At 33.7% G+C, this 13042-nt stretch carries 7 protein-coding genes; 1 reads left to right on the top strand and 6 read right to left on the bottom strand.

The features are described 5' to 3' along the window. Window positions 1-87: 87 nt before the first annotated feature. From dptH to BK137_RS00120, 5 genes are all read right to left on the bottom strand, one after another. Window positions 88-5367, bottom strand: coding sequence for a DNA phosphorothioation-dependent restriction protein DptH (dptH, locus tag BK137_RS00100; RefSeq protein ID WP_038189768.1), 5280 nt, complete (start codon window positions 5365-5367; stop codon window positions 88-90). Beyond that, window positions 5348-6724 carry a DNA phosphorothioation-dependent restriction protein DptG gene (gene dptG / locus BK137_RS00105; protein WP_051448829.1) on the bottom strand — a complete coding sequence of 459 codons (1377 nt, stop codon included), beginning with the start codon at window positions 6722-6724 and terminating at the stop codon, window positions 5348-5350. The genes dptH and dptG overlap by 20 nt, the downstream gene beginning before the upstream one ends. A 1-nt stretch (window position 6725) precedes the next feature. Then, on the bottom strand, window positions 6726-9185 hold the full coding sequence (gene dptF, locus BK137_RS00110; RefSeq protein ID WP_051448830.1) for a DNA phosphorothioation-dependent restriction protein DptF: 2460 nt from the start codon (window positions 9183-9185) through the stop codon (window positions 6726-6728). A gap of 250 nt (window positions 9186-9435) precedes the next feature. Then, complete coding sequence (locus BK137_RS00115) at window positions 9436-9624, bottom strand: hypothetical protein (RefSeq protein ID WP_038189771.1); 189 nt, start codon at window positions 9622-9624, stop codon at window positions 9436-9438. A 773-nt stretch (window positions 9625-10397) separates the two neighbouring features. Next, window positions 10398-11141, bottom strand: a complete 744-nt coding sequence (locus BK137_RS00120) for an SDR family NAD(P)-dependent oxidoreductase (RefSeq protein WP_038189773.1) — start codon at window positions 11139-11141, stop codon at window positions 10398-10400. Window positions 11142-11264: 123 nt separating this feature from the next. On the opposite strand from BK137_RS00120, the gene BK137_RS00125 reads away from it, so the two are divergent. After that, window positions 11265-12155 carry a LysR family transcriptional regulator gene (locus tag BK137_RS00125; protein ID WP_038189775.1) on the top strand — a complete coding sequence of 297 codons (891 nt, stop codon included), beginning with the start codon at window positions 11265-11267 and terminating at the stop codon, window positions 12153-12155. A gap of 106 nt (window positions 12156-12261) precedes the next feature. Here BK137_RS00125 and BK137_RS00130 read toward each other — a convergent pair whose 3' ends face one another. Further along, complete coding sequence (locus BK137_RS00130; protein WP_038189778.1) at window positions 12262-12954, bottom strand: DUF3298 and DUF4163 domain-containing protein; 693 nt, start codon at window positions 12952-12954, stop codon at window positions 12262-12264. Window positions 12955-13042: the final 88 nt, after the last annotated feature.

Raw genomic sequence — 13042 nt, forward strand, 5'->3', positions numbered from 1 at the left:
TGACCTTCAATGACATTAACTAGTATCTCTGATTTGATTGATTAAAAAACTTGTCCAATCATAAAAGTATTTAATCTTTATAAATTTTTATTTGATTTCTGGAACTTTCACCTTTAAGGATTTTGGTTCACTTAAATTACCGTCCTCCATAAACTGACCTTGAATAATGCATTCGCCCTTTTGCAGGTAACGCAATTCATCCTGATTTGTAATATTCATTTTCCTCGCTACTAAGCTTAATTCACTCTCAGCTGGCTTAAAGAAAATCGAAGTAGCTGCATTTTCTAAAACTGTACGCTCTGCTTGCGTGAAATTACTAAACGTTTGAGTAGCAAACCATGCCGACAAGCCAAACTTTCTACCCTCACGTAAAATCTTTTCAGAAGGCGAATTGCTTCCAAAGTCTAGATTTTGCGCTTCATCTAAAACAATTGGTAATGGCTTGTCTACATTACCACTTTGAGCAAAGGAGAATAAATCCCATAGAATAAATTCAGTCATCAGCTTTTTAATATCATCCTGATCAAATCCTTCAAACTGAATAACGAATACTTTGCCGTCAGCTGTGAAATAATCGTCCCAAGTAAATTCATTTTCATAATCAAATGGATCAATATCAACAAATACATTCAATTTACTAACGATCGAGGCAACAACAGAGGCTGACGTGTCAGGTAATTCCTGTAGCACCTCTAGCATTAGCTCCAAACTTGCCTTATCTCCATACATCTCAATGCATTTCTTCGCTGAACGATAAATGGCACTTTGCTGCTGATCACCAAATTGTTTGTACACTGATGCAAATACATTTCGAATTCGTGAGGCTGTATCAGTTACCTTTTCCTCAAACTTTTTGCCGGCAATGATTTTCTCTCTGCGACGGAATGGATTTATTGGGAAGCCTTCATAATAGACAATACGCTCCTCCAAACGATCTCCTAGTAAATTTAAAAATTTCGGATTTAGTTGGCTTCTCGTATAACTGCTAGAGAAGTCTACGATTAATGCAGATTGTCCATTTTCCACAAGCTGTTTCAATACCGATTGAATAAAGTATGTTTTTCCTTGTCCAGAACGGCCACCAATAACTAAATGCCTGTTTGACAGTAATGTAGAACCATACTCCCAATATACCGGCTTCTCTCTATCATAACCAAAGAGTGGCTCATTTCTTTTTAGTGATTGGCTAAGTGACACCGAATCCGATGATAATACTATTGATTTTTCATCAAATTTCACCTCATTCACTGGTGCACTATCCATTTGATACAGCTCTTTAGACTCTGCAGCCTCCATGCTATCGCTTTGTATTGCTTGGGGTTCCAGAACAGTACCGTTTATTTCCTCAGTAATTGGTTCTTCTACTACTTCCAACTGTTGGGAGCCGTCATCCGCATGAGATTTCTGTTCTACTACTTGTTCCGATTGATCTTCATCTACATCAATAAATGCGGGTAAAGGAATAAGCTGAATAGTTTCTTCTTTAAATTCAACTTCAGTCACTAGACTAAAATCATTGTTCTTTAAATCCTCCATCCTAACACCAAGTGAACGATATGCTACATTTTCTGGAATTTCATGTATTAGTACCATATTATCTCGATTACGTGTCGGATTAATTAAATTCTTTTTGAAAGAAATAATTGCGCCTACACCGTGTTCAGCAACCATTTCATCACTAATAGTAAAGTCATCATTCAGTAGCTTTTCTAAAACATCTTCAGCAATTACATATGATTGCTCGGGCCAAAAATCATTTTCCCGTATCTTATTTGCGTTAATAATAAACATACGAGCAAAGAAATTACGTAAAAACTTAGCATCAAATGTTTGGTCATGAATAAGATTATCTTTAATTCGTGTATTTAGTTCCTTCACTTGCTTAATGCCTTTTTCAATTACATCATTACTGTTAATTCCGATTTTCACTTCAACAGGATAAAAATGAAGTTTCAAATTACTTTCCACCTGCTCAAGCCCAATTAATAATAAATCATCACTACAGTTGCCTGTTTTACCAATTGTTTTTCCCGAGAAAATACCATCTTTACGACTCAATCGAATACTGCCCGCTACACGAACAATTTCCTCCATCGAAATCGGTACCCATAAAATATTCGTTTGGTTAAAGTACAGTAAAGCATGCTTTATTGCTGCAACTATGCTAATTTTTTCACGCTTATCATGTCCTTGATTTTGAACCGCGCGTAAGAGCCATTCACCATTAAATGTGTTAAATGATTTAATAATATGATCAATATTCTCTTCTGGTACGCTTACTCCCTGTGTTTGAAGAAATCCATCAATAACATTAAAATACTGCTTAGATTTATCGGTTACTGTGATGGCATCATATTTACTGCTTGAAGAAAGCTGATCTGAGTAATGGACGATAACTAGATTATCTGAACTTTCTTGGAAATAGCGTAAATCTACAGCAGGATCAATAAATGTCAACCATGTAGTATTGCTATATAGTTTTTTTAAATAGTGCTCATCATCTTCGTCGATATGAAGGGAAATAACATTATCTTTTTTGTAAGGATCCCTCCCGGCATTTTTCATGTTAGCACTTAGCTCATTAATTAAAGCAGTAAATCTTGTTAAAAGCGCTCGATTAATATCCGAAGATCCCACACCAAAGCCAATACGATAGCCACCATTTTCTGTACTCTGCGATACAGGCGATACAAATAATCCATTTAAATTCATTGCATTTGGGGCATTTTGCATAATTTGCTTAGACATTTGCTCCTTATTTTGCATTTTATAGAATGTTAAATGGCTATAGCGTGGCTCCTCTAGTATCGATACTTTTGAGAAACTTAAATGCTTTTGAATTTCTAATAAAACATCCTCTGCGTCAAATTGCTTTGTCGCACACTCAACATCAAAAATATCCTTCACTTCTGCTGGTGAATTTAGTGTATTAAATAATTCAAATGCACTCATTAAATGTAAGTTTGGTTCATAGCTTGTTACTTCTAATTCAAACATCGTTGATAATGAACCTGTTTGCGTAATCCAATCCTTGAACCACTTTAAAATACCCTTTAGTATTTCCTGATCATTCGTTAAGTTAATAATATTTATATATAATTTAGGCTTACTACTAATCGTAAATAAGTAATCATAATACATTATAAATTGCTTTAGCTTTTCACGAATGACATTTGCTAAATATGCATTAGTTTCTCCAATTTGTACCTCCGTTTGTTGCTGGAAGCAATGCCATTCAGAAAGTGCATTTAAGGAGTCTGGCTTTAAATAGTTGTCATCTATAGGACTAACTAAATACGGTAAGAGGAATGATGGATTCAAACGCTTTAAAATATTTTCATCGACTATTTGACCATCTACTTCCGCGATTATTTCTAATTGGTACGCTACATTCAACGGAGAAAAAGGCGACATATAAATAGTGCTATCATGTCGTAGTGTACCAAGATATAAAAGATTTTTTTGAGCGCTTGTTAAATAGTCATTATCCTTAATCGATTGAATCTCTTCTAAATAGGCTTCAATATACGCCTTAGCCGCATTACGAAGCTCTTCATCGTAATAGGTCAATGATGGAATCGACTTTCTTTTACCTATAGCTTGTAAAAATGCATTATAGGTTTGTTCTATTTTTTCAGGCAAATCCATCGGCATGGCTGTTAAAGTTTGCAGGTGATACGTTGCTGCTCGCATATTATTTTCTAGCCATTGCTGCTCTATTAAATAAAACATACGCTCTTCATCTGCAATTTTATATGGCTGCTGACCAATATTTATTTTTTTTGCTTCGTCAGACAAAATAAAAGTCTCTTTAAGATTTATCTTACGCAGCCAAATTTTTTGAGAGGTAATGTCTTTCGTTTTCAATACTTCATCACTAACGATGACCGGTAACTTACAGCCATTGTGCAAAATGTCGAATTGTATAGAACATGTATCATCATCTAATAAACCTAGATTAAAGGAGATTTCTACCCCGTCGCCTTCTGCAATTACAATCTCAGCTTCATTTTCAATGACAACTTGGTTCGAACCATCTCCTAAGATGACATTTTCATCAGATAGATTTAAAGAAAGTCTTCCAGCCGCAGTTAGACCATAAGTTAATTCATAGTGACTTAGCCATTCTTGTTCTTCCTTAAGCACCATAATACGGAAAGTAAAGGCACTTGAGGTCATATTTTCATGACGATATGAAATATTTTTGAAGGTTATATTCCCTTCCTCTAATGCGATATTTGCGTATAATGATTGCCCTTTTGACGAAACAAATTGAGCTGATCTCTTTAATATATAGGAGTCACTTGTATAACGACTAAACGGCAGTTTTACTTCTATCTCTTCTGAAGGCTCATATTCTGGATGAAAAATAATTAATTCATACGTACGCTTCTTTGGACTTTTTTGCCAAAACGTTTTGATTTTGGTATTTGTCTTTTTGTGGTGCACTACTATTTCATCTGCTTTAAGAAAGATATCTTTGCGGTCCGCTACCTTATCCTTTGCTTTTAAAATGTCAGCTAAATCAATACCATCATCATCTTTGTAAAGCTTTTTTCCAAAATCATCAAAAAGATCAATTAATCGGTCCTCACCATTGCCAAGTTCTCTAAGGCGAGATACTTCGTCAAACAATTCAACATTTTGCGTTAGTCGCTTTTCAATCTCTTTTTGAATTTTTTTGTATTTACCGCTATTCTCCACTTCCATATCACGTGAATCGATTAAATCTGTCAGCACAAAATCTTTAAAATATCCAAGTGCCTTATAATCATCATCCTGCATTTCAGAACCATTTGTCCAAGTTAATACCTCTTCAAAATCCAAGAATGAAGACTGATTTAAATAGTGCGTACCTTCAGTTTCAGCTAAATAATATAAAAGAATTTCCTTATCCTTACCTATTAACGCACTATTTTTAACGTGCTCTTCTAAATTATTGACGATTTGACTAACATGCAAAGGCATACCCTCTGACGTTAAATCCTTACTACCACCCTGAATTGAATCAAGAAGATTGTCGGATATTATAACGAGAGAGGTATTTTTCCATTCACCTTTTTGTTCACTCATTAAATTTCGCAGTGTCACAAGAAAATCAATATGCGTTCCGTCTAAAGTTGTGGCCAATACATACGTTTGCTTACCATATCGTAATGCATCTGCAGTATATGATTCGGATGTACCTGGAAGCTTATAAGAAAATGTAGTTGCTGCAGGTAATGTAGCTACTGCATCTAGTACATCCTTTACATATCCCTCAGAAGGCAATGAAAGAAAATAGCGATTTACAATTCCCTGTTTTGCTTCGCTAGCAAAATAACCAGACAGTTGATCTGCTACATGATTATAAAATGGCTTTGACATATTGAGCATCCCCACTATCACTTTTTTTATCTAGATAGTTTAAATTATCTAGTATTTTAACAACTTCTTCTTTCGAATATTTATCGAAAAATACGCCACGAACCTCTAATTCAATCCATAGCTTATTTAGCTCTAATTGATTACCACGCGGGCCTACTGAAACAGCAATTAATGCAATAATTTGGTCTAAATTTAATGCCAAAATATTACCTAAGGAGCCTCCCGCTTTTCGATAAAAACGTGTAGCAATCGTTTCGAAAGCTACACTATAACGTGAATTGATCTCCTCTTTCACATTTTTTCGAAGGGTATCATATAAATCTCTAAATGCAGTTTGTAAATCCTGCCCTTCATATGTAATACGCTGCGTTGATGGGAAATATAGTACATACTCTTCGTTAATCCAATAATAAATGGATTGAATAAACTCTGTCTGTGCATCCGGTCCTTGCTTTTCAAAGAAATCAGCATAATCCTTATAGAACCAATTTCCATCCTGTATAAATGTATTATTACCTAGCACATTTAAAGTATGTTCATGGGCGAAGAATGTGCGAATTTCCTCACGTAGTAGGCGTAATCCTTCATTGTAAAAATCACGTCGTTTCGATCCTTTTTCACTCATATTTAAAAACACAATGCGATGTAATTTATCCGTCTGTGCAAATGTGATCTTATTCGTCTGAATAACTATCTGCGCCATCGCAATAAAAGTATAATGTAATGCCAAATCAGCAAAGTGCTGAATTAAAAATGCTGGGTTTGAAGCAAGCGTACGAACATCCTGTAAAAATTGTTCCTTCAAGCCTGGAAAGAGCATTTTATATTTTCTCACAAACGATTTACTTTCCTTTTCAACCGAAATACGGATAATTTCACTGAGTAAATCTTCACTCTTAAGTTCACTAAAGATCTCTTGGAAATCTTCTTCATTGTCTCTAATATATAAATCATAAAAGAAATGAAAGAAACCAATTTCACCCTTTTTCTCATCTTTATGATCAATAAACGGGATATTTTTAAAATGCTCGACTCTCGTAATAGTCGAGTTTTCAATATCCTTCAATTCATTTTCAATAAATAACTTAAACATTTCCTCGGTTTCAGCAGAATCAAACTTGCCGCCATCAATAATCGAGTCTATTGAATCATCATTCTTCTCGTATTCTAGATTTTCACCATCGAGCACACGTAACGTTGCCCCAACAATCGCAACATAACCATTTTCAAATTTGGCACGCTCTGGCTTACGTGTAGGTAAGGGTAGCACATACGTATTAGCTCGACGTCGATACGTATAGGCACCGTTTTTTTCAACAAAATCTTTTATCTTTTGCGTATCTAATTGAAAAGTCATGTTATACCCTCTTTACATCGAATTTCGCCTTAGAGAACCTCGGCTTAGAAATTTCATAGTATGAATTTGTTTGAACATGCACAAGCAATAATTTCTTTTCCTTATCCTCAAAATATTTAACAATTTTATTATAGAAATCTTCAAATTGAATGGCCTGTCCAGCTTCGTATAGATTCGGTCTACGTCCACTACTTACATGCCTTAAAATCTCAAATAGCTTGAGATCCAGTTCAAAATTAATGTCATTAAAACCTATCGTAATATAATGATTTGCCGCATGGATATCTCCATCTTCTACACTTCCAAATACTTCTTGATCCAATGTTCTATCTAAATCCATCGGTATCGCCATACGAAATTCCTTTTTAAGATTGTTTGTTAGATAAGCATAAGATTCTTTTGGAGAACCCTTCCACTGAAAAACAACCTTTTCAAGTATTGTAAATACTTCCTCAATTACATCACCATCACCCTTAAAGAATGCATATAAATAACGTATAAAATGACTAAAATCAGTGTTTGCATCCTCTTCATTCAATAGTTCCTTTAATCGAATAACAAAGCCTGCTACTTCTAAATGCTCGTTAATAGCAATCGCATTTTTCCAATGGTTATCAAAAGGAATTTGATCTTGAATTTGAAATGCATCCTTTAGGTATATTTCTAAATTTGGATGCATAAAGATGCTTGCAATTAATTCATCATTCAAGCTATTTTTTATTAACACAGGATCTAATTCATTAAACCCTAACAAAATAGCAGAGCGCTCTGGATGATTAAATAATAAGTTTGGTAATGAATTATTCAACGAGAAGGCCGTACTCTGAGGACTTAATAAAATTTCTGGAGGTACAATTAAATCCACAATTAAATTGTAAAATTCACGCGTAGAAACAATTAATTTATTTCGGATAATTACATGAATTAGCTTTTCTACAATACGCTTTCTTACTTGCTCGTTCATAACGAAAGCATAGTTTTCATGTGCAATCGTCCATTTATTATTCTCTTTATCTAGAAGCCAGGCTTTGTAAATTTCATTTGATTCATTTTGAGCTGCAATTTTCTCCAAAATACTAGTGAAAAATACAGAATACACGCCTTTTTCATTAATGCTATAGTACTTCTCTTTCGAAAAATCGACTGTATGGAAATTTTCAAAAGTAAGATTTGCTTTAGAATCCTTAACATTTTTAAAGATATTCAGTGAATCGATATAGCTTCTAAAACACTGGAATTTCTCCTTTTCTTCCTGCATTAAATAAAAATTATGCAGTTTACCATAATTAATAGCTATGACAATGTGTTGTTTTGGTTCTTGACCATCCTCAAAAGGTGCAAGAATTCTTTCTAATGTTTCCTCTGCAGGGCGTGTACGTGAATGTGATTCCGTAGCATCATTATGAATATATACATTTTCAAAAAGTTCTGGCTTGGTCGACTTTAAATAAGCTAAAAGGTGGCTTTTCCCATCCCCTACACTACCAAGAAGCAATAGTAACTGCGGGCTACTTGCGGACTGCATTTCCTTCAGCATTTCTACCGTATCCCGTTCAATTTTTCTTTCTATATGCATATAGTTTTGAAAATCTCCGAGCTCATTTGCATTAACTACCGTTTCATTCGAAGATTTTTGTAAACCTTTTATTTTTTGAAGGAACATCGATCCAAATTTGATTGGCTGGTTTTCAGGCACACTATTCACGATTGTTTCAGGAGTTAAATTTCCACTCATAATATTAATCAATTCCGCACTGCGCTCTTCTATCAAAGTAGTCGCTGCACTTTCTTCTAAAACTTCATTTTTTGTCGATAATTGAGACTCTTCTAATTGTAAAGATAAAATATGATCTTGGAAGCTTTCATTTTGGTTTGGATTTTGTTTTATCTCTTTTGTGTTTTTTATTTGCAGCTCTTTCACTTCCTGTGAAGCAAAATTCGAATTAAATATACGCTCTATACTTTGCTGCTTTTTAACAGCATAAAACAATTCAGTAACAAGCTTTTCAAAGGAATTAAAGCCCGCTAATAAAATATTTTTAGGTACTTGTTCATGCTTTATTAATTTTAGGATTGCCTTTGCCTCTTGATACTCTGAAACTGACAAACCATATATGCTGTACATCGTTTCCCATAGTTGTTCCGTTGCTACTAGAGCAAACTTTTTATCGTCTATAAACGCCTCATCTATCTCCATAGACTTTTCTTCCGCTAAGTAATTCAGACGTGCTTGGCCTAAAGCCCTAAATAAAATTTTCATATTTTTTAATGCACCGTCTGGATTATAACGAACCATAGTTTTGATTAACTCGTAGCTAAATTTATGTATTTCTAGTTCGTAATGAACAATGAAAACTTCCCAAAAGCTTTCTAAAGTAGCTTCATCCATTTTTGTCGGCGTAGATATATTATCGATAGAAGGGAATAGATTATAGCTATGTTTTTCATCTAAGGTTGTCAACTTAATATCCACCTACTCTTTCATAATTAAAGGCTATTTTTCAAGAGGCTCTTTTGCTATTAGAGCTTTAATAACATCTGCAAAACTTGTGATTGCAGCATATAAGTTACTTGTATTAGGCATTGTCGTTCTATCTAAAAACTTTAGCAATTCAAAAGCCTGCTTATACACTGAAAATGAAATAAGATAACACCGCTTTAATAACAGAATGTCCCTGCGAGTTGCAAGTATTAATTCAAAAAAACTTCTATTATATTTTTAGTTGTTTAGTTTTAAATTTGATATCTTCAAAAAACTGATTTTTAATCCCTGTTACCATATCTTTTAATCGTAATATTACTGTAGCATTACTATCCCCTACCGTATTATAGTTTTTTTGGAAGCTGTACATTATCTTTGATAAATCATGTTGATTGATATAAGAATTCAAATTTTGCATATGTACCCCCCATCTTAAAACAAACGGTTTCTATTAGATTATTAATAATTTTACCCTATATAATCTAATTGGACTATACAAAACTTTAAATTAGTCTCATTAATCACTAGGTATTAATAAATATGTAATTTGTTATTATTAATTTTTAGTAAAATCATACCTTTATTTTCATTTTTTTATTATATGATTGGGGTTTATTTTTGAATGTTATAAATTCAATGTATAGTTTTCTTGGACTACTGATAACGGCTTTTAAACGAACTTTATTTACTACGATGGTTTTCCTTATGTGACCTCACAATTTTTTCAATTTAGAATAGAGAAATTAGAGAATTCTTATACTTACACCGCACTCAATAAATTAGAAAAAATTACAAAAACACTTATGTTGCTTAGGTTAAGATAAACTAATTGTTTGTTTGCTCAGCCTTGAGAGATCTAAGTTTGAGTATAGACGGAGGGACACAGAATCAATTTCGAGAAATACTTATTTTTTCGTCTCTTGGAGTCCTATTTATTCATTTATTAATCACTTAATCCTGGGAAAACTTTAAAACAAATGCTTGTGTATCAAATTTATTTTTTATTCAAAGATGAAACCTGCAGAAGATTTAGAAGGAAATAAGAATGCACACGATACAATTACAAGATTTAATAAGTCGGTTAGCGACAATTAGGCGCCTCTTTTCATATATGCACACAGAAAAACGTAGTCAAAAGAAACATTAAATCATTTCTTCATAACTACGTTTTAGTATTTATATCATCGATTGTTATTGTGCAGTATATCCACCATCAACTAATAATGTCGTACCTGTTACAAATGAAGAATCTTCACTTGCTAGGAATAGTACTGCTTTTGCTACTTCTTCTGGTGTGCCAAGGCGGCCCATTGGATGTAGAGCGATTAAATGTTGGTTAGTTGCTTCGTTTCGTCCTTTAATAAGTGGTGTATCGATGTAACCTGGGCATACTGCATTTACGCGGATACCTTCTTTAGCGTAATCTAGGCTAAGAGATTGGGTTAACAGTTTAACGCCACCTTTTGCTGATGCGTAAGCAGTTACGCCCGCTTTACCTGCATGGCTATGAATCGATCCACAGTTAACGATTACGCCTCGATTTTCTTGTTTTAGCATTTGTTCAATAGCAAATTTATCACTTAAGAAAATACCAGATAAGTTGATGTCGATTGTTTTTTGCCATTTTTCTACTGATAGTTCGTGAATCGGTCCATCCTGAGCAATTCCCGCATTTGCATACATGACATCTAATGATCCAAAAGTTTCAACTGTTTTAGCTACCATGTTTTTGACGTCTTCTTCACTTGTCACATCTGTTTTTACAAATAAAGCTTCAAATCCTTGTGCTTTTAAATCCGCAACTACTTCTTCGCCACGTTCAGAGAAATCGGCAATGACTACTTTTGCGCCTTCTTGTGCAAATAAACGGACAGTTGCTTCACCAATACCACTTGCTCCACCAGTTACTACTGCTACTTTATTTTCTAATTTCATTGTTTTTACCCTCTTCCTCAATTAGTACTTGTGTAATATGGCATTATTGTAACACTCCTATTGTTTTAGTAAAATTTAATTATATTTAATCTAACTTTAATAATTCTTAAGGATGTGCAGAATTTGAAATTAGAGCAATTGGAGTACATAGTTGAAATTGCGAACTGTGGATCTTTGACAAAGGCTTCAGAGAAACTACATGTGACGCTTTCTGCTGTTAGTCAGTCGTTATCTACATTAGAAAATGAGCTACAAATTACTATTTTCCACCGTTCTCGCCAAGGTACTGTCCCGACTGAGGAAGGAAAGAAGATACTAGAAAAAGCAAATCAAATTATTCAGCTTATGAAAGAAATGGAATCAGAAGTGGAAAATCTACAAAATGAGCTTACCGGACAATTGCGTATTGCGACAATTCCAAGCCCTATGCACCTATTTGTAAGTGCTGTTTCTAATTTTAAGAAGGTGTACCCAAAAGTAGACATAGATATTTTCGAAGGTGGTTCAAAGGATATTCTCTCAGATTTACTACAAGATCGAATTGATATTGGCGTCCTCATTTTGTATGAAAAAGTACTCGATAAACTAAATGGTCTTACCATTGAAAAGCTTCGTGATTGTAAATTGGTCGTAGGTGTTTCTTCTGATTCACCATTAGCAATGCAAAAAAGCATCACCCCTGAACAGCTGCTTCAATATCCACTCGTTGTTTATCGCGATGATTTTATCTTATGGTACTTAAACAACATCATTGCCCGCTATGGTAAACCTGATGTCCTCTTTAATACGAATAATACCGTTGCAATTCATAATGCTGTTAAAGACGGTGCACTAACATTTGGCTTGGATTACTCTTTTCAAGATCATGGTGGAATGATTGAATCTTCTATGATTACAATTGATTTGAATATTGCAAACTTTTCTTTTATCCAATTAGGTATTGTTCATATGAAGAATCGTTATATGTCTCCAGCAGTGAGTAAATTTATAAAATTGCTCCAAGAAAAGATATAATGTGCATTTATTGAAAAAAATAATTTTAAAAGCCCTTTAATCATATACAGTGATTAAATGGCTTTTAGTTTTAAATAATTCAACATCAATATAAATTTACTAACTCCTATTCACATGTTGTTTCCATTGGTAATTCTATTTGACCAGATGAATAAGGAGCGATTTCGTATATTTGGAAAATGAGATTAATCCCTGATTTTGAATTCGTCCAATAATAAGGCGTCAAAGTTAAATTCAAATTTTTATCAGCTAATGGGTATTTTTCTTTATCGGTAAGGATTTTCTTCACTGTGCAAGTAGCCGCTTTTTTATATGCAGCAGTGGTTTTGAAATTTTGTTTCAGTGTCACTTCTTTACCAGAGTTCGTATTATAATTATAGCTTTCACTGTAATACTCACCATGCGCACCGCCAGTATAGTAATACTTTGTTTTCACGATACTAACTTTGTTATTCTGATTGTATTTGACTGTAAAAAAAGTTTTGTACTCATATGGAGCATACTCTTTTTTTGATAACCCAAGTTCTTTTCGATCTTTGTCGTATCTTTTTAGTATCTTCTTTCGTTCTTTATAATCTTGCTTAGCTAATTTTTTGAAGTTTAAATTGATTTGTTTTTGTCGTTTTTTATTCTTCATACCACTTATTTGCGGGTATTTTATATTGTTATTAAACATAAATTTGTGAGTCTTTACCGTCACTGCTTTTTTCGTTTCAGCATGCATTGTTAAAGGACTCAATGTAAATATTAGTACCATCGCAATTAGTAAACTACACACCATAGTAAGTGATCTTTTCATACGTCACAGCCTCTCACGGTTAATGTATTAACAGTATACCCTTATTTATTTTTACGATGATATTCATACAGCCAATTTTATCTATACA

This window comes from Viridibacillus arenosi (assembly GCF_001955655.1).
GTDB classification, from domain to species: domain Bacteria; phylum Bacillota; class Bacilli; order Bacillales_A; family Planococcaceae; genus Viridibacillus; species Viridibacillus arenosi.